This window comes from Blastococcus sp. TF02A-35 (assembly GCF_004571075.1).
Lineage (GTDB): Bacteria > Actinomycetota > Actinomycetes > Mycobacteriales > Geodermatophilaceae > Blastococcus.
The window spans coordinates 1-17,930 of sequence record NZ_SPQP01000057.1; the positions used below are offsets into that span (position 1 = coordinate 1).

The window sequence follows — 17,930 nt, forward strand, 5'->3', positions numbered from 1 at the left end:
ACGGGCATTAGCGTGGGACAACGAGACCTCCGGGCGGTCGGTGAGGCGTCAGCACCCACACCTTCGCTCGGAGGTCTCCTCGTTGGATCAGCCCGCTACGCCGTCAACAACGCTCGTGGTCACTACACCTAGGGCCGCAGGACGCAGCAGGGCCCCTCCCGGCACGGGAGGGGCCCCTGCTGCGTTCCGGGGCGGCTCAGGCGATGGCGGTGTGCAGCCGCTGCGCGGCGGCGGTGGCGGCGAGGACGAGCTCCTCGTCGGGCGCCAGCCCGCAGGCCGCCAGCCACGTCGCCAGCATCCGGTGCCCGCCCTCGGTGAGCACCGACTCGGGGTGGAACTGGACGCCCTCGATCGGCAGCTCACGGTGCCGCAGGGCCATCACCAGGCCCGAGGGCGTGTGCCCGGTGACCTCCAGCTCGTCCGGGACGGTCGAGGGGTCCACGGCCAGCGAGTGGTACCGGGTGGCGGTGAAGGGCGAGGGGAGGCCGGCCAGGACGCCGTGGCCCTCGTGGACGACCTCGCTGGTCTTGCCGTGCAGCAGCTCGGGTGCGCGCACCACCACGGCCCCGAAGGCCTCGGCGATGGCCTGGTGGCCCAGGCACACGCCGAGCACGGGCGTGCCCTGCTCGGCGGCCGCCCGCACCATCGGGACGGTGACGCCGGCGTCGACGGGTGCGCCGGGGCCGGGCGAGAGCAGCACCCCCGCGACGTCGAGGTCGGCGAGCTCGTCCACGGTCACCGCGTCGTTGCGCCGCACGATGCAGCGGACGCCCAGCTCACCCAGGTACTGCACCAGGTTGTAGACGAAGCTGTCGAAGTTGTCGACGACGAGGACCGGTCGGTCGTCGGTGGTCATCGCGGCTCCTCCTCGTCGGTCGGCCCCGCGACGTCGTCCGCGCTCAGCCGGCGGACGCGTACTGCAGGGTGAGGCCGCCATCGTAGGCGGGGACGCTCACCTGGGGCCGCTCCCGTACCTCGAACGTGAGGCCGAACGCGTCCGCGGCCTGCCGGAGGACGGCGACCTGCGGGGAGGAGGAGAGCGCGCTGCGCACGGCGGAGGCGTCCACGACCGCCGTGACGACGAACGGCGGCGAGTACGTGCGGCCCTGGAGCAGCAGCGTGTTGCCGACGCAGCGCACGGCGCTGGTGGAGATCAGCCGCTGGTCCATCACCGCCACGCCGTCCGCCCCGGCGGCCCACACCGCGTTCACGACCGCCTGGACGTCGCTCTGGTGGATGACCACGTCGTCGGGCCGCGCGCCGGGAGGGAGGCTGCCGTCGGAGCGCTGGCGGGCGTCGTCGAGGGTGATGACGACGCCGGAGCCGGACACCGGGGTCAGCCCCGCGGCGGACGCGCCGGCCGCGCCCTGGGCGGTGGCCTCGGCGACGACCCCGTCGCGCGTGGCGGCCTCGTCGGTGAGCTCCTGGACCTGCCGCTGCAGGTCCGCCAGCTGGGCGGCCTGGCGGGCGACCGCGGCGTCCCGCTCCTCGATGAGCTCGGACAGCTGGGTGATCTCGCCGGCCCGGAGGTCGGTGCCCTGCGCGGTGCGCCCGGACGTGGCGAACAGCAGCCCGGCCGCGAGCGCCACCACCGGCACCAGCGCGCCCCAGGCCGAGGGACGGCGGAGGCGGGGCAGGGACCTCACCACGACCACCTCCTGACGGCGAGCTGACGGCACGGGCGGCCCTGTCGGGTGATGTGCCACTGTGCCCGTCCCCCCGAAGTTTAGGCTGGAGGCCAGTAGCGGGCGGGGAGGACGAGCCCGGCCCCCGGGAGGGAGTACGCGGTGCCCAAGTCCAAGGTGCGCAAGAAGTCGGTGTACACCCCGCCGGAGGACGCGCTCCGCGCGCGGGGCGCGCAGGCGAAGGTCCTGCAGCCCAGCCCCCGCTGGTACGCCCCGCTGATGGTCGCGCTGATGCTCGTCGGCCTGCTGTGGATCGTCGTCTACTACGTGGCCGGGGACCGCATCCCGTTCATGGTGTCGCTCCAGGCGTGGAACTTCGCCATCGGCTTCGGCGCGATGGTCGCCGGGCTGGTCATGTCGATGCGCTGGCGCTGAGCAGGTCACCCGTCCTCCCAGGACGGGCCGGGCAGGTGGCCCTCGTCCCTCCGGGGACGGGGGCCACCTGCTCTTCCGGGGCGTCTACCCAGGTCGGGGGCGGTACCGGACACCGCTGTGCACAGCGGTCACCGTCGTCCACAGGTCGACATGGCGCTCCACCCCCAGGGTTGTCCACCGAGTGTGGAGGGGTGACGAGCGGGAGAACGGCGCTGACCTGCGCTTTTGCCTTGCCTGGGACTCGTGTGACAGGACGTCCAACCGCGTAACTACAGCAGTGTGAGTCTGTCCCCAGCTGTGTACCCAGCTGTGGACGAGTCGACATGTGGGTGCGCCCGCGACGGTGACCGCCGACCGGGGATACCCGTCTGACCTGCGGATACACCCGTTCCCCGCAGGGTGTGGACGGACCGTCCGGTCACGCGGGCGCGACGGTGACCGGGCAGCGGTCCCCAGGGACGCCGACAGCCCCCGGCCGGGGTCGGCCGAGGGCTGTCGTGGTCGGGAGCGGGCTCCCGGTCAGGCGTCGAGCAGCTCCAGCACGGTGGCGTTCGCCATGCCGCCGCCCTCGCACATCGTCTGCAGGCCGTACCGGGTGCCGGTGGCCAGCATCTGGTGCACCAGCGTCGTCATGATCCGCGCCCCGGAGCCGCCCAGGGGGTGGCCCAGGGCGATGGCACCACCGAGGGGGTTGAGCCGGTCGGCGTCGGCGCCGATGTCGGCCAGCCAGGCCATGGGCACCGGGGCGAAGGCCTCGTTGACCTCGAAGATGCCGATGTCGTCCACCGACAGCCCGGAGCGGGCAAGCACCTTCTGGGTGGCCGGGATCGGTGCGGTGAGCATGATGATCGGGTCGTCGCCGGCCATGACCGTGGTGTGGATGCGCACCAGCGGCCGCAGCCCGAGCTCGCGGGCCTTCTCGCTGGTGGTGACCAGCAGGGCGGCGGAGCCGTCGGAGATCTGGCTGGCGTTGCCCGCGCTGATGACGCCGTCCTCCTTGAACGGGGTCTTCAGCGAGCCGAGCTTCTCCAGCGTGCCCCCGGGGCGGATGCCCTCGTCGGCGCTGACCACCGTGCCGTCGTCCAGCGTGACCGGGGCGATCTCCTCGTCGAAGGCGCCGTCGGCCTGGGCCTTGGCCGCCTTCTCGTGCGAGGCCAGGCTGAACTCGTCGAGCTGCGTCCGGGAGAAGCCCCAGCGCTGCGCGATCATCTCCGCGCCGATGCCCTGGTTGGGGTTCACCCCGTCGTAGCGCGCCATGAAGCGGGGACCGAGCGGCTTGCCCGCGGTGCCGTCGCCGCGGGCCGCGCCCATGGGCACCCGGCTCATCGACTCCACCCCGCCGGCGACGACGACGTCGGCCTGGCCGCTGATGACCGTCGCGGCCGCGAACGCGACCGCCTGCTGGGAGGAGCCGCACTGGCGGTCGATCGTCGTGCCGGGCACCGACTCCGGCCAGCCGGCGGCGAGCGCGGCGTTGCGGCCGATGTTGAAGGTCTGCTCCCCCACCTGGCTCACGCAGCCCCAGAAGACGTCCTCGACGACGCCCGGGTCGATGCCGGAGCGCTCGGCCAGCGCGCCCAGCACGTGCGCGGACAGGTCGACGGCGTGGACGCCCGAGAGCCCTCCCCCGCGCTTGCCCACCGGCGTACGGACGGCGGCACAGATGACGGCATCACGCATGGACCCACTCCTCGTCGACGAGCCGGCGTGGCCGGGCGGCCACCCCGTCGCGATCGTATGTGCCGCAGGCCACTGGCAGGCTGGGGGTCGTGCGCTGGTCTCCCCCGGTGGTGCTGCCCGTCGTCCTCGCGGCCGGTGGGCTGCTGCTGGGTGCGCTCGCGGCGACGCTCGAGGAGGCGCCCGGTCGCGTGCTGATCGGGGCCGCCGCCCTGCTCCTGGTGCTCCTCGCCGTCCGCGAGGCCGTCCTGCGCCCACGGCTGGCCGCCACCGACGACGGCCTGGAGGTGGCGACCCTCGGGGGGCGCCGGCTGCTGCCCTGGGCGGCGGTCCGGGTCCGCGTGCGGACGGCCCGCCGGTGGGGCACGACGGTGCGCACCCTGGAACTGGACACCGCCACCGGGCCCGACGACGAGGGGCTGCTCGTCGTCCTCGGTCGCTGGGACCTCGGTGCCGACCCCGTGGACGTGGCCTGGGCGCTGGAGCGCCGCACGGACGGCCGCTAGAAGGCGACAGGGGCGAGCGGGGGCACCGTCAGGGCCAGGACCACGAGGACGACGCCCAGCCCGGCCAGGGCGGCCGCCTGCGTGGCCGGCCGGCGGCGGGTGAGCACCAGGACGGCGGTCACGGCCGCACCGGCGACGAGCCCACCGAGATGCCCCAGGAGCGACACCCCGGGCAGGAAGCTGATGAACACGTTGATCGCCAGCAGCACCGCGAGGCCGCGGACGTCCTGCCGGCGCATCACCATGAGCACCCCGAGCGCGCCCAGCAGGCCGTAGATCGCCGTGGAAGCGCCTGCCACGGCACGCAGCGGCTCCCCGAGGAGCTGGATCGCCGTCGAGCCGCCGAGGGCCGACACGACGTAGAGGCCCAGGAACCGCCAGCGGCCCAGCTGCCGCTCCAGCTCGGAGCCGAAGACGAGCAGGGACAGCATGTTCAGGGCCAGGTGGACCAGCCCGATGTGCAGGAAGGCGGCCGTGATGAGCCGCCAGGGCTCCCCGAGCCCCACCAGCAGCGGCACCTGGGCCAGGTCGGCGAAGACCGGCGACCGGTGGTTGTCCAGCGGCGGGTTGCCGGCCAGGCCCGCGGAGACGGCGGTCACGAGGAACATGGCCACGTTCGCCGCGATCAGCGACAGCGTCACGGTGCCCCAGCGGGCGGCGGCGCTGCGCAGCCCCGTGGTCCGCCGGGGGGCGCGGATCGACGCGGCGCCCTCGCGGACGCAGGCGGGGCACTGGAACCCCACGGAGGCGGGGACCATGCACTCCGGGCAGATCGGCCGGCCGCAGCGGGTGCAGGAGATCCCCGTGGGCCGGTCCGGGTGCCGGTAGCAGGTGGGTGGCGGGGGTGCCGGCTGCTCGCCGGCACCCCCGCCCACGGGACCGGTGCTCAGCTGCGCTGCACCTCGACGGACTCGATCACCACGTCCTGCACGGGACGGTCGCCCCGGCCGGTCTGCACGGCGGCGATGCGGTCCACGACGTCGCGGCCGGCCTGGTCGGAGACCTCACCGAAGATGGTGTGCTTGCCGGTCAGCCAGGTGGTGGGGGCCACGGTGATGAAGAACTGCGAGCCGTTGGTGCCCGGGCCGGCGTTGGCCATGGCGAGCAGGTAGGGCTTGGTGAAGGCCAGGTCGGGGTGGATCTCGTCGCCGAACTGGTAGCCGGGGCCACCGATGCCCTGACCGAGCGGGTCACCGCCCTGGATCATGAAGCCGGAGATGACCCGGTGGAAGACCGTGCCGTCGTAGAGCTTGTCGGTGGTCTTCTCGCGGGTGGCGGGGTGCGTCCACTCGCGGAGGCCCTCGGCCAGGTCCGCGAAGTTGGCGACCGTCTTCGGCGCGTGGTCGGGGAACAGGTCCACGGTGATGTCGCCGTGGTTGGTGTGCAGGACCGCGCGGCGGGCGGGAGTCGATTCAGTCACGGCTCCACTCTCCCACCGCCGCCGCGAGGGCGGCGCGCGCACCCCGTCGGCCGGTGCTCCACGTGGAACATCGCGCGCGCGGGCCTACCGCCGCCCGGTGGCCGGGCCTAGCGTCCGGCCATGTTCCTGAGCGAGCCGCCCGAGTCGCCCGACACCCGGCGCCTCTACGAGGACGACCGTCGGGAGACGGGATTCGTCATGAACGGCTCCCGGCTGTGGGCGCACGCGGCCGCGCTGCACGACGACCTGTTCGCGCTGCTCCGCCGGACCGCCGAGGCGGCCGGCCTGAGCATGCGGGAGCGCGGGGTGCTGGTGACCGCCTGCGCGGCCACGCTGGGGGACGCCTACTGCAGCCTGGCGTGGGGGACCCGGCTCGGCCGCGAGGCCGGCGGGGAGCTGGCGGCCGCGGTGCTCTCGGGCACCGATGCCGGGCTCGACGACCGGGAGCGGGCGCTGGCCCGGTGGGCGCGCCTGGTGGCGGCGGACCCGAACGGCACGGGTCCCGAGGACCTGCAGGCGCTGCGGGACAGCGGCTTCGACGAGCCGCAGATCCTGGCCATCACCGCCTACACGGCCCTGCGGCTGGCGTTCAGCTCGGTGAACGACGCGCTCGGGGTGCGTCCGGAGCCGGAGCTGCTCGCCGGGGCGCCGGAGCCGGTGCGCGCGGTGGTCACCTGGGGACGGGTCCCGGAGGGGACCTGAGGGTGGAGACGAGGGGAATCGAACCCCTAACCCCCGCCTTGCAAAATCGACCGAGGGGTGGTTTGGCGCGGTGGGCTGTGACTGAAAGCGACGTCTGACCAGCGTATTTGTCGTTGGGCCCTGTCGGGCAATGTTGGCCGTTTCTGGGCGTTTTGCGGACCATCTGCGGACTGTGTGCGGACTGCGGGACGCGGCTTCCGCTGCGTCGGAGGCTGCGCTGGGGGCGGCACCCGCCCCATCCCCGCGGGAGTCTCTCCGACTGCGCCCGCCGCCGGAAGGGCGCTTGCGCGTCCCTTCGGGATGGGCCTTCGGCCCACCCTTCCCCCGGCGCCGCACAGTCGGAGGAGGGCGGGTTATGGGAAGCGGGGTGGATCCTCGGTTGACCGCCCGCGCGTGTCTCGCGCGGTGGCGACCGGCGTTACCGATCAGTTGTCGGCGGTGGCGGGTCCTCCGACCATGATCGGTAGAGCTGGTGGATGCCCTCGGACTCGGTCAGCACGGTGCGCCACTGGGGGTTCTGCGGCTCTGCTCCCATCTCGATGCACCACTGCACCGCCGACTCGAGGGTCTGTCGCGGCGTGACGAAGTGCCCTTCGGAGCGGACGGTGTACAGGTGGAGATGCGGGAAGGTGGCGTGGCTCTTGCCGGCCGGGTGCCAGTGCATCGCCCACAGCTTCGCGTTGTCCGGCGTGCGGAACTCATACAGGTAGGCCGACGTCGTCACCCGCCAGCGCCCCTGCTCGACGTCGTACTTCTCGGGATCGGTCGGGATGATCCGGTAGTGCATGGACGCCAGGAACCGGCAGCCGGCCGCGTCACCACGTAGGACAAGCCCGTCTCCGCCATTGAGCCGCCAGACGTGCGTCTTGTCCGTCGCCGCGCGCCCGCCAGGCGAGACGACGACCTTGCCGGTGCCGAGGCAGGCCAACGCTCGTTCGAGAGGGGCCAGAAACGCCTCGACCGCTTGATACGGCGAAGCTCCCGGCACGAGACGTCAGCGTACGAGGGGCAGAGCCATGAGCACGTCGAGCAGCCCGGGGTGGTCATCGGGATCGACGTCGTCGAACTTGCCCTCATCGAGGGCGGCGAGGAACTCCTCGCCGCTCACGTCCATCGCGGCGTGGGCGATTCGGTCGAAGGCCGCGCGGGCCTCCTCGGGGGTGAGCTCACTGACCTCGACAGACGCGCTGCTCTCTGCGATCGACATGGTCACCCCTCCTTTATCCACACAACTGTCCACAAGACGTCCACACCCATCTGTCTACAGCGTGCCACCGACTGAAACCCCGCGGCGAGCCGGGGCGCATGCGCCGTCACACGATCGGGGCGGAGGGTCGTCAACGGGCGTCAAGCGCGCCGCCCCTGCCGCCCGGCGCCATGCCTCGTCTCCTTGTCACTCTTCAGCTACGCGGAAGCCTCCTCCCGGCGTAGCCGCGCTTCGCGGTGAAAGTTCACTGGGCTGTTGTCGAGCACGCGGTTGACGATCGTGGCGAAAAAGACCTCGGGCGACAGGTTCGTCGGTACAGCATCGTGACGGAGCTCAACATGCGGGAGGGTGCGGAGCCGTCGATCCAGCTCATCCTCGGGCAGCGGAAGCGGCAGCGGCTCCTCCTCGGCCGAGGCATCTTCCTGCACGCCGGCTGCGACCAGAGGGTCGTCATCGTCCTCGTCGCCACCCGGCGGTAGCGGCAACTCATCCGACCAGTCGGGGATTACGAGGCAGACGGCGTCGTAGGCGTCGTCCTCGCGGCCGAGCTTCCCGAGCAGGTCGATGATCCAAGCGGCAATATCGGCGAACTGTGGCGTCAGCGCCGTCGAGCGCAGGCTGTACAGAAAACCAAGCGCCGCTTGCGGGTGCCGGCTCCGCAAGTTCTTGGCGTCGCCGTAACTCTCTTCGACACGGTTAGCGGCGTTCTTGCCGAACGACGAGTCCATCCGCTTGGTCGAGATCATGATCTCGGGACCGGTGTTCCAAGCGGACATGACGACGTCGACCTGCTTGACGTAGTTCTTGCCCAGAATATTGGCGTTTGCGCCGGTCTCGTTGCTGTACGTCTTGCCCGACTGCAGCATGGCATCGAGGACGCGCAGCTGTTCACGAGTCGCTTCCCGCCGTAGCGCCACCAGCGTCGAGGGCATAATCCGCGGAGGACTGGCACGGGGCCACACCAGATCAGGCTCGAAGCCGGCGCGGCGCAGCTCGTAGGCCGTCCAGACGTCAAGGGCTAACGCCGGCACCCCGGACTGCGAGGCCGCTTGCAGCAGTAGCGGCACGCCCAGCAGCTGCTGGAGGACGTCGTAGTCAGGGTTGTAGCGGAGGAGTCCGCCTTCGGGCTCGCGGTTCCATGGGTTGCTGTAGTCCTGTAGCTCCCCGCCGGTCGCCCGCTCAACGATCCGGTCGAACAGGGTCCAGGCCTCGGCTTTCAGACTGCGCTCGCCTGCCATCAGCGACGCCGCAACTTGCTGTTGCCCACGCTTCCGCCGGGTGTGCCGCCATCACCGGTGATGGACACGCGGAGCACCACCTCTCGCGACGCGACGGGCGGTCAGCTCCTCATGTCCTTGGCGCAGCGCCTTCACCTCAGCCTCTGGTAGCCCGAGTTCACCGATGAGAAGCACCTCATCGACCGCGCGGGCCGCCGACACAACCTGACCGCTGGCCAGGAGGCGGACCAGCTGCGGCCGAAGTCTCCGTAGGGCCGTCTCGGCGGTTTTGGTCAGGGCGGGCGACGGCACGGGCAAGAGATCGGCTTCCTTGGGTTCCAGCTTGAGCATCCCGCCGCCGTAGGCGCGGCCGACCATCTCTGCGCCGAGCAGCGTCATGGAGTTCAAGGACGCCATCGGCAGCAGATCGCTACCGAGCGCCCGGTGCTCCGGCTTCAGGTAGACGCCGTGCACCGAGTTGAGATGGTGCGCCCGGGCCTTGTTGGCGGACAGCCGCGGCGTATCGGCGTTCATGTAGGTCAGTAGCAGATCGGCCGGCTTCACCAGCGGCGTGCGCCACCACGGCTTTCGCACCCGGCACTTGTAGGCCTGATCGACCTCCCGAGCTTTGCCTTCTTCGATGTATGCCCACGCAGCCGCAGACGGCTCGCCAGCCGGTCGGAACAACCAGACTGCTGCGCCAGCGTCTCCCAACCCACTGAGCGCGGCAGTGGTGAGGCTCAGGCCCCGTAGGTGCCGCGAGCCAGGGGGCGATAGCCGCAGTAGGTCTGACTCGGAGAGGCCCAGTTGGGCGGCGCGGGCCGGGCTCATGGTGAAGTACTTGTTGTTGCCCGTGACCATGCCGAGCGTGGTGTCGCCCCAGGTCTCCAGCAGCATGAAGGATTGACTCGCCAGCAGCCCGGAATATGCGCCGAGCGTCTCGCTGGTCAGCAGGCTGGCAGTCCACTTGCCGGCGGGCGGGATGGGCCGCCACAGCCGTGGGGTCGTGGTGTTCGCCAGGTCGTCGGCGTTCTTCGCCTGGTACAGCCGGAAATGGTCGGTGGGCCCGCTGGCGTAACCGTCGGCCAGCAGCAGGACGACCTCTTCCAGGACCCCGGGGAAGACTCGCTCGTCGAAGGCGACCAGATCAACCTGCTCGAAGTTCTGCAGCAGGAAGGAGCGCACGCCGGCGGCGTAGTTAACCGTCAAGAGCTCGGCCGGCAGCACCAAGCCGAGGCGGCCGCCCGGCTTCAAGAACTGTGCCGCATGCACCGTGAAGGCGGCCCATGACGACGCCAGGCCAGTTAGAGACACGCCACCTCGAAGCGCTGCCGCACGGGATCGCGCCCGACTCTCGCCGGAAAAGTCCTGGTACCGGACGTAAGGCGGGTTTCCGATCACCGCGTCGTACTGCCGGCCCGGTTTGACCTCGAAGAAGTCCCCGACGGTGACGGTTGCCTCGACGCCGGCCGCAGTCAGCAGGTCCCGCGCCGCTTGAGCTGAGTCCGCGTGCAGTTCGACGCCGTCGAGGTGAGGGAGCAAGGTCTGTCCGGTACTGGTGGCTTCCAGGGCGGCCAGGCGATCGACCGCGGCGAGCAGAAATGCAGCCTCACCGCACGAGGGCTCGAGGACGCGGTCTTCGACGGAGCGGACCGCCCAGTCAGTGATGTAGCGCGCGAGCGGTTCCGGGGTGAAGAAGGCACCGCGAGCCTTCCGAAGGGCCGTCGTGTCAAGTTCTGCAGAGGCCGATCGGAGCACCACGCGTGCAGTCTTACCTATGGGGGTCACAAAATCAGCGACCCGGCAAGAACGTCCAGGTCAGCGGGGTGGCGGGACAACCTCACCGGCAACACGCGCGGCGGGAAGGTCCCAACTGAGATGGACGGGCGAGCTGACGAGCTTCATCGGTCAGAAGTGGCATCCGCCTTCGCCCGAACTGTTCGGTCGCCAAGCCCGCTCACGTCGATCCAGTTGGAGGAAACTGCTACGGCAACATCCGGTCGGTTCATCCCCAGGGCGCCGGCGTTCCGCAGGGGCTCTCCGACCGGTACGGGCGTGGCCTCTGGTCAGGACGGCGAGCTCACGGCGTGGGGGTTCCCGGGCGCGGATGGTGGCGTGGTGAGAAGCCGAGGTCGCCACACTTGGCGGCTCCACTCGTGTACCAGCCGACGGTGCTGGTCTGCGTGCTCGGCGGTGAGCACCTCCGCGGCGGTCATCAAGGGGTGCTATGGCGAGGGCGCCAGCCAGTGGAGGGATGGGCGACCACCGCTTGTGCAGGATTGGGCCTTCGGCCGGGTCGGTCCGGACGAACCGATTGTCGGCCGGGTACGGCCGGTCCATCCCGAGACCGAGCGGCCCACAGCAGGAATGCTCTGAAGCGCAAACACCAAGGCAAGCAGCGGCCAGAGGGTCCGACGATGAGACCGCTCCCACGTGCGACAAGTGTCCGTCTTCTGGGCGCCGCTCAAGGGGAAGAGTGACAGTCGCAGCAGTAGTTGCGGACTAGTAGCTGACGTAGTTGCCGGTGGGCTCAGCGTCGTAGACGCCGATGACTCGCTCATCGATTGAGGGAACGTTCTCCTCGCCGCGCCCTGGAAGCGCCGCCAAGCTGACGAAGAGGTCACCCTCTCGCCGCGAGCGAGGCAGGCGAAGGACGTACCCGCGGCGGGCCAGGTTGCTCAAGCGGTTGCCCGCCGCCGTCAACTCCAGAGACGTCTCGGATGCGAACCTGTTCACGGTGACGTGGCCACCTAGGAAGTCGAGGACCTCCAGGCTCGCCTTCTCCGTCGGAGTCAGCCGGCCAGCAGGATGCGCATGTTTGACCTCGGCTGCTGATGGCGTCACGTACATCGGGAGATCCTCAGTTTCGGAGACCATGCGGACGATGCGCGCCACGCTTTCCTGAGTTGTCGCAACGACCAGCACCACGTCGCCGAACCGCCCAGCCCGGATTTCCCTGGCCAGCGGTGTGAGCATCTCCAGCAGTGTCTGCACTTCGAACCGCGCAGACCCGAGCTCGAGTACGAGAACCGTCGGCTGCCTACTCCCTAGTTGAGTCGCCGCCACATGCCGGACCGAGCTGGGCACGCTCGGCAGGTCAATGAGCCCTCCGGTGGCCACCGTGTAGACGACCAACCTCGGAAGTGTCAGTCCCTCCTGGTAGGCACCAGGGGACTGCGCCCCGCCATGCACGGAAGGAGGTCCGGCTGGGGCGTCGGAGTCACCCACAGGCCACCACGACTGCGCGAGCCTATGGGGTTGCTCAGTGTTCACCGGCCGCCACGTCATACCTGTGCAGCTTGCCACGCGGACGTTCGTCCGGTACGGCTAGTCATCCCATCGGGTCCCACTGGATTTAGTGGAACCCGTGTGAGAAGCTTGCGTTGCCGCGGGGACGACGCCGGCGCAGGCACCTACAACACCGACCCAAAGGAGATGGTCACCTTGACCAAGCCCGACCAGTCCGATCGAGGCAAGCCCCCCGCCGACAAGGGCGACTCTCTCGTCGTGGTCGTGGTGAACGGTGCAGCCACCGTCGTCACCTTCCGCGGCAACCCGACCCTGCTCGAGATCGCCGGCCGAGCCCTCGAGCAGACCCAGAACTCCGGTCAGCCGATCGAGAACTGGGAGCTGCGCGCCCCCGACGGCACACCGCTGACCGATCTGTCCGTCCACATCAAGAAGCTCGAGCTCGCCGACGACGCCCAGCTGTTCCTCAACCTGCGCGCCGGCATCGGCGGCTGACCTTGACCATGGGCGCGGTACATCCGCAGGTCACACGTGTGAAGTACGACCGAGAGATCGCCAACCTCTCCCGAGACGCGGCCCGGCACCGGTCCCTCGGCATCTTCCTGCTGGCGGCCGAGTACCCCACGGTGCTGGTCGGCTTCGCGTCCCCGAAGCTCAAGCCAGCGGCGTTCATCTTCGCCATGCACGTGGACTACAGCGACTACGACCTGCAGGCCCCGTCCGTCCGCTTCGTCGACCCCTTCACCTCCGTGCCCTACAAGGCGTCGGAAGTGCCCACGAAGATGATGCGCGCAGTAGGGCCGCCCCGGCCGGCCGCGGTGCCGTTCCCTTCGGAGCTTGCCGGCCAGGCACCCTTCCCCAGCAACCCGGGGCAGCCGCCGGGCTCCCCGCCGCCCGACACCCCGCATGCTCCGCCCATGGGCGCCTTCATGATCGTCGAGCATCAGCCCCTGCTCCAGGACTACGGCCCGGATGACATTCCGTTCCTCTGCCTACCCGGCGTCCGCGAATACCACGACCACCCGGGGCATTCCGGCGACCCCTGGGAGCTACACCGAACAACCGGCGCCGGATCACTGGCGCGACTGGTCCACGTGGTGCACAAGTACGCCGTAGAGCCACTCGGAGGCTGGAGCGTCCAGCTGACTCCACAGATCTCGCTCGGCTACGGGGAGCCCCCACTGTGAGCCCGTTGCTGCTGACCGACGTCGACCGGTTCATCATCCCGACCGCCGTGATCGACCGCACCGACACTGCGCTCCGCGAGGCCGGACGTCGAGGCGCCGAAAAGTTCGTCCTCTGGACCGGACATGTCGTCGGGCGCGTCTTCACCGCCGCAACTGCCTACGTGCCCGATCAGGTGCCGCATCGACTGCCGGACGGCGTCTGCGTGACCGTCGACGGCGATGCACTGCACGGGCTGAACAAGTGGCTCTACGAGCACCAGCAGACCCTCGCCGTGCAGGTGCACAGCCATCCAACACGGGCCTACCACTCCGACACCGACGACACCTATCCGATCGTGACGCAGCGCGGCGGGCTGAGTCTGGTCGTTCCGAATTTCGCGGCAGCCGGCATCCGAGGCTCTGGCACCGCCCTCTACCGCCTGTCTGGCTCCGGATGGCACCGGCAGCGGGGCTGGACCGCCCGCAGACTGCTCGTGCTCGATGGCGAAGCACCGCGAAACGGAGCGGCGATCTGATGGCTCTGGCTCCCTACTACGACAAGGCCGCTATCGCCGCGGCGCAGGTGGTTGCAGGATTCGACCCGGCCACGTTCCAGCGATCGCTGGAGGGAACATCCGTAGGGCTGTCCTTCGCCGACCAAGCGGCGACATCACGCGAAGGCGGAGCTCTTCTCGACCTCACGGTTCGCCTGCTGGCCCGCCTCTATCCCACCCTCGCACTGCGCCCGTCCGGTCCGGCAGCCAGCAAGCTCGCCGAAGAACTGAGCGCTCTCGCTCGCGCGATCAATCCGCGGCTGGACCTGGCCGACCACGCCAACGTAGGCATCGCCGTGGGAATCGATGCGACACCATGGACCCAGACCGTCTATGCCGGCAGTGACGCCTGGCAAGGTCGGGTCAGCGTTACCGGTCCCTGCCCGGTCGGCGACAGCCCCATCCCGTTCGGCGCTGGAGCGGCGGCCTGCCTCGCCGCATCCGAGATCTTTCGGCTCCTGCTCGACCCCACCGCCCCGACTCCCGGCGACGGGCATCTGTCGTGCCTGGATGGAGTCGCGCCCATCCTCGAAGCCGATCTCCCCAACGAGGAATGGTGCCTGCCATCCCGGACGGTCCTCGTCGGAGCCGGCGCCATCGGTCAAGCAGCCACCTGGGCGCTCGCCCGCAGCCCGCTGACCGGCACCCTGCACATCGCCGACCATGAGCCCATCGACGCCGGCAACCTGCAGCGCTACGTCCTCAGCACGACCGCCGACATCGGAAATCCGAAAGCCACCTTCGCCGCCCGGCACATCAACGCCGCGGCAGCAGAAGACACGAATCGGCTGACCGCCATCCCGCACGACACCGACTGGGTCGGCGCGCGCGCAGACGCCGGCACAGAGTGGGAGGCAGCCCTCACCGCCGTCGACTCCGCGGCCGCACGCCGAGCGGTTCAGGCATCCCTGCCCCGGTGGGCCGCAAACGCCTGGACTCAGCCCGGCGACCTCGGCACAAGCGACCACAACTTCCTCCGCGGAGCCTGCATCGCCTGCCTCTACCTCCCCGCCGGCCGCAGCCGCAATGAAGATGAACTCGTGGCCGAGGTGCTCGGAGTTCCAGACCTCGTCCACGAGATCCGAACACTCCTATACCAAGGCACGCCACCGCCCCCCGACCTTCTCGCGACTATCGCCGCCCGACTGGGAGTGGACCCGGCAACGGTGACCCAGTTCGACCCGCGCAGCATCCGGGACCTCTACGTCCGCGGCATCTGTGGAGGTGCGGTCCTCCCCCTGCGGTCCGGCGCGGTACCTGCCGAGGTCCACGTTCCATTGGCCCACCAGTCCGCCCTAGCGGGCGTGCTCCTAGCAGCGAGACTGGCGCGGCACGCAGCCGGCATCGTCCTGCCTGGCACGGAGGTCACACGGCTCGACGTCCGCAGCCACCCACCGGCCCGGCCCAGCCAACCTGCCGCCAAGGACCCGCGCGGACTGTGCCTCTGCCAGGACAAGGACTACCTGTCCGTCTTCTCTCAACAGTGGTTCTCGGCGGACTAATAGCCCCCCAGTCCGCCGACGATCAGGGACGGCCTTGGCCTACTGGCTCGATCCGGGGGCCGCCCGCGGGCCAGTCCACGGGCCGTGCCGGGTCTCCCCCCGCCTTCGCGCTCTGTCCGCAGTCGACCCGGCCGTCTAGCGCCGACAATCACCAACGATCCCGGCGTCCCGCAAGTGGAACCGGCTACGGCGACGCTCGGCCCGATCTCAGAAGCGCGGCGCCGGTATCCCACAGGGGATCCGCCACCGCGACTGGCCCCACTGGACGGGTTAGCGAAAACAGGCCCGATCCCCACCACCCGCCACAACGCCGTCTGACCCGTTAGCGGAGCTTAGGTGCGTGAGGCCACCGCTGCGACACCCCGCGTCGTCAGATGTGGTTCGACCAGGTCGAAGCCGCCGTCGAGGTCCTCGGCCTGGTCGCTGGCTGCCAAGTAGCCGTCCCAGAGCAGTCGCTTCAGCTCGATCTTGACCGCGCGGGGGGTGGTGGCCTCGACGGCGGCTGCGGCAGCATCGCTGGACAGCACGCCGGCAAAGCCTTCGTCCGCTTCTAAACTCTGCACGTGTCGCAGTAGCGCGACGGCCAGGGGGCTGAGGCCTTGCTCCTGTAGCAGTAGGAGCGACGGCTCTGCCGCCGGTGTGGCGCCAGGTGGGCGGACGAGCACAACTTCGTCAGCGTCGACGTCGTCGCGGACGGCTACCTGCGGGAGGTCGGCGTCTTCGGGGGTGGTCAATCGCATGGCTGCCTGGGCCTGAGCGAGGGCAATGCCGACCGGCTGGGCGCTGGCGATCGCGGCATAGAAGCGCCGGGCGAACACGATGGCCGCGGTGTCGTCGATCGTGTCGGCCATCGCGATCACCACCGGGATAGCCGGTAGCAGCAGATCCGCGCCGTGAAGCGTCTCGCATGAGTTGAGAACCAGGACTTGCGGAGGCGTGCTGGTTGCGGCCAAGACTTGGGCGAGAAGGTCAAACTCGACGGGATGGTCCTGCGGATCGTCAAGGTCGCCGTTGTCGAAGACGATTCCGCCGGTCCAGCCGTGGCCGGAGAAGTGCACCAGGTGGGGGCGAACGTCGTTCAGCGCGTCGATGAGGTCTTCGGCGGTAGCAGCCGGGCGGTGCTCCACGGTGACGAGGTCGCGGTATTTCGCGCCGCGCAGTGTCTGCTGCACCTCTCGGACCTCACGGTCCAGGCGCAAGTAACGGGAGATCGTGGTGATCGAACCGTCGGGTCCTACCGTGGTGCTGTCTTCGGCCTCGGGATTCGCGGTCACGTACAGGACGCGTAGCGGTTCCGGCTCTGGCGCGCGGACTTCCACATAGCGGACGGTGGGCCGTGACAGCCGGGCGACCTCCCGGGCATGGGCCTTCTCGTCGCGGCGGCGCCGCTGCTCGTCCCGGTCCGCGGCCTGACGCTCGCTGCGCTCGGCGGCGGTAAGGCTGCGATGCTTGTCCATTTGTGCCTTGCTGTTCGTGGCGAGCTTCGTCTTGATCTCCCCGATCTTCTTCTCGGCCGCGACCAGCTTCTTGTCCTGCTCCCCCGCCGAGCGCAGCGCCGTCCGACGGGTGCTTTCGGACCTGGTCCGCTCGGCGTCCTGCCGCTTCGTTGTTGCGGTCGCCCGCGCCTTCGCTGCTGCCTCCTCTTGCCGGGCCAGGTCGCGGCGCAGGCCCGCCTCTGTCGCCTCCAGCCGTGCAATGTCGCTGCGCAGGGTGTCCGACCGTGCCACGTGACCTCCTCGATCGATTCCGGGCCAGCATGACTGGCAGCTCCGACAGTCTGCGGTCGGACCGAAGTAGGCCGAAGTAGGCCTATGAGTTCGTCGGGTGCCGGCCGGACGGCTCCGCGGCACGGGATAATGAGGGGCGGGGCCACGCTGATGGACCCGCGGCGGATCGCCCTGGGCAGCTGCCGGGCCGCGGGACCACACCCGTATGGGAACCCCAGTCGGGAACACCGCAGGACAGAGCGAGTGGCCCTTGGCCGCCGTCCCGTAAGACCCGCCCGGTGAACCTTCCCGCATGGGGAGGACAACCGGGACGCCCTGCGAGCCGGCTGCACCCTCGTCATCCGGCTGGCGCTCGACGTCCGCGCCACCGGGTTGCGGGAGGCCGGTGACGCGAGCCGGGGCACCCCGGAGCTGGTTGTCATCCACGCCTGCAGTTCGGAGGAAATACGACCTGCTCTCAATCGATAATCGCCGCAAGCAAACCCCACGACATGACGCCCACGGCGTCTTTGCGTCCGTCGCTTCAGCCTCTCCCGGGCAAGCTGAGCTCTTCACTAAGCAACGGCACGCATGCTACCAATAGAGGTAGTTCGGGCCCTGCTTTGCGGGGCCCATCGCCGTTTCTAGGGGTGACCTGTTGGTAATTGTTGGGTGGCGCTGGAAATGCACGGTGGAATGAAGGTGTACGCCGGGTCGGCGGCGGCCGCCCGCGCGTATCTGGAGGCCGACCGCGGCCGGGCAGACGACTATTACCTGACCGAGGGCACCGGCCTCGCCCGCCGCTTCGTGGCCCACGACGGAGGGGTGGCCGAGCGTGCGCCGCTGGCGGGCGAGGGCTACGAGGCCTGGGTGGCCGGCCGCGACCCGGACACCGGCAACCCACGGGGGCGGCTGCGCACCGACGAGCGGGCGGTGCGCTTCGTCGAAGTGGTAGTCAACGGCC

Annotated in this window: 19 protein-coding genes; 8 read left to right on the forward strand and 11 right to left on the reverse strand. The window is 70.0% G+C overall.

From position 1 onward, the window contains the following. Window positions 1-196: 196 nt before the first annotated feature. A complete protein-coding gene (locus E4P43_RS18355; RefSeq protein ID WP_135146964.1) occupies window positions 197-856 on the reverse strand; it encodes an aminodeoxychorismate/anthranilate synthase component II in 660 nt (219 codons plus the stop codon). Between the two features lie 43 nt (window positions 857-899). Further along, window positions 900-1,646, reverse strand: a complete 747-nt coding sequence (locus E4P43_RS18360; RefSeq protein WP_245159241.1) for a DUF881 domain-containing protein — start codon at window positions 1,644-1,646, stop codon at window positions 900-902. 141 nt (window positions 1,647-1,787) lie between these two features. On the opposite strand from E4P43_RS18360, the gene crgA reads away from it, so the two are divergent. Continuing rightward, window positions 1,788-2,060 carry a cell division protein CrgA gene (crgA, locus tag E4P43_RS18365; protein ID WP_135146966.1) on the forward strand — a complete coding sequence of 91 codons (273 nt, stop codon included), beginning with the start codon at window positions 1,788-1,790 and terminating at the stop codon, window positions 2,058-2,060. Window positions 2,061-2,579: 519 nt separating this feature from the next. On the opposite strand, the gene E4P43_RS18370 is transcribed toward crgA, so the two are convergent. Beyond that, on the reverse strand, window positions 2,580-3,740 hold the full coding sequence (locus tag E4P43_RS18370) for a thiolase family protein (protein WP_135146967.1): 1,161 nt from the start codon (window positions 3,738-3,740) through the stop codon (window positions 2,580-2,582). Window positions 3,741-3,829: 89 nt separating this feature from the next. Here E4P43_RS18370 and E4P43_RS18375 point away from each other — a divergent pair, with 89 nt between their 5' ends. After that, the gene (locus E4P43_RS18375) at window positions 3,830-4,243 is read left to right on the forward strand and encodes a PH domain-containing protein (protein ID WP_135146968.1); all 414 of its coding nucleotides are present in this window, start codon (window positions 3,830-3,832) and stop codon (window positions 4,241-4,243) included. On the opposite strand, the gene E4P43_RS18380 is transcribed toward E4P43_RS18375, so the two are convergent. After that, window positions 4,240-5,118 (reverse strand): rhomboid family intramembrane serine protease, encoded by an 879-nt coding sequence (locus E4P43_RS18380; protein WP_245159242.1) that lies wholly within the window; start codon window positions 5,116-5,118, stop codon window positions 4,240-4,242. The two genes, E4P43_RS18375 and E4P43_RS18380, sit on opposite strands and share 4 nt — an antisense overlap. 11 nt (window positions 5,119-5,129) lie before the next feature. Beyond that, window positions 5,130-5,663, reverse strand: a complete 534-nt coding sequence (locus E4P43_RS18385) for a peptidylprolyl isomerase (RefSeq protein WP_135146969.1) — start codon at window positions 5,661-5,663, stop codon at window positions 5,130-5,132. Between the two features lie 120 nt (window positions 5,664-5,783). On the opposite strand from E4P43_RS18385, the gene E4P43_RS18390 reads away from it, so the two are divergent. Beyond that, a complete protein-coding gene (locus E4P43_RS18390; protein ID WP_135146970.1) occupies window positions 5,784-6,365 on the forward strand; it encodes a hypothetical protein in 582 nt (193 codons plus the stop codon). 418 nt (window positions 6,366-6,783) lie between these two features. Here E4P43_RS18390 and E4P43_RS18395 read toward each other — a convergent pair whose 3' ends face one another. The 5 genes from E4P43_RS18395 to E4P43_RS18415 all read right to left on the reverse strand — a co-directional run bounded on the left by E4P43_RS18395 (window position 6,784) and on the right by E4P43_RS18415 (window position 11,924). Then, window positions 6,784-7,353 (reverse strand): hypothetical protein, encoded by a 570-nt coding sequence (locus tag E4P43_RS18395; RefSeq protein WP_135146971.1) that lies wholly within the window; start codon window positions 7,351-7,353, stop codon window positions 6,784-6,786. A 6-nt stretch (window positions 7,354-7,359) separates the two neighbouring features. After that, window positions 7,360-7,572: a hypothetical protein gene (locus E4P43_RS18400; protein ID WP_117377953.1), complete on the reverse strand. Its 213-nt coding sequence runs from the start codon at window positions 7,570-7,572 to the stop codon at window positions 7,360-7,362. 197 nt (window positions 7,573-7,769) lie between these two features. Beyond that, window positions 7,770-8,810: a hypothetical protein gene (locus E4P43_RS18405; RefSeq protein WP_135146972.1), complete on the reverse strand. Its 1,041-nt coding sequence runs from the start codon at window positions 8,808-8,810 to the stop codon at window positions 7,770-7,772. Window positions 8,811-8,861: 51 nt separating this feature from the next. After that, window positions 8,862-10,550, reverse strand: a complete 1,689-nt coding sequence (locus E4P43_RS18410) for an N-6 DNA methylase (protein ID WP_209313960.1) — start codon at window positions 10,548-10,550, stop codon at window positions 8,862-8,864. Window positions 10,551-11,291: 741 nt separating this feature from the next. Next, window positions 11,292-11,924: a hypothetical protein gene (locus E4P43_RS18415; protein ID WP_167759240.1), complete on the reverse strand. Its 633-nt coding sequence runs from the start codon at window positions 11,922-11,924 to the stop codon at window positions 11,292-11,294. Window positions 11,925-12,233: 309 nt separating this feature from the next. Here E4P43_RS18415 and E4P43_RS20065 point away from each other — a divergent pair, with 309 nt between their 5' ends. Genes E4P43_RS20065 through E4P43_RS18435 form a run of 4 tightly spaced genes read left to right on the forward strand, consistent with a single transcriptional unit; the run spans window position 12,234 to window position 15,260 of the window. Further along, window positions 12,234-12,533 carry a DUF2604 domain-containing protein gene (locus tag E4P43_RS20065; protein ID WP_167759241.1) on the forward strand — a complete coding sequence of 100 codons (300 nt, stop codon included), beginning with the start codon at window positions 12,234-12,236 and terminating at the stop codon, window positions 12,531-12,533. Between the two features lie 8 nt (window positions 12,534-12,541). After that, window positions 12,542-13,225, forward strand: coding sequence for a putative metal-binding protein (locus tag E4P43_RS18425; RefSeq protein ID WP_280791021.1), 684 nt, complete (start codon window positions 12,542-12,544; stop codon window positions 13,223-13,225). A 5-nt stretch (window positions 13,226-13,230) separates the two neighbouring features. Then, window positions 13,231-13,740: a Mov34/MPN/PAD-1 family protein gene (locus E4P43_RS18430; protein ID WP_209313962.1), complete on the forward strand. Its 510-nt coding sequence runs from the start codon at window positions 13,231-13,233 to the stop codon at window positions 13,738-13,740. Beyond that, window positions 13,740-15,260, forward strand: coding sequence for an E2 ligase fold family C protein (locus E4P43_RS18435; protein WP_167759242.1), 1,521 nt, complete (start codon window positions 13,740-13,742; stop codon window positions 15,258-15,260). The genes E4P43_RS18430 and E4P43_RS18435 overlap by 1 nt, the downstream gene beginning before the upstream one ends. Window positions 15,261-15,592: 332 nt before the next feature. Here the strand turns inward: E4P43_RS18435 and E4P43_RS18440 are convergent, their stop codons facing one another. Then, entirely contained in the window at window positions 15,593-16,987 is a 1,395-nt protein-coding gene (locus tag E4P43_RS18440; RefSeq protein ID WP_135146977.1) for a CHAT domain-containing protein, read from the reverse strand. Between the two features lie 663 nt (window positions 16,988-17,650). Here E4P43_RS18440 and E4P43_RS18445 point away from each other — a divergent pair. Continuing rightward, window positions 17,651-17,930 (forward strand): relaxase domain-containing protein (locus tag E4P43_RS18445; protein ID WP_348522236.1); only part of this gene is annotated, 280 nt, incomplete at its 3' end.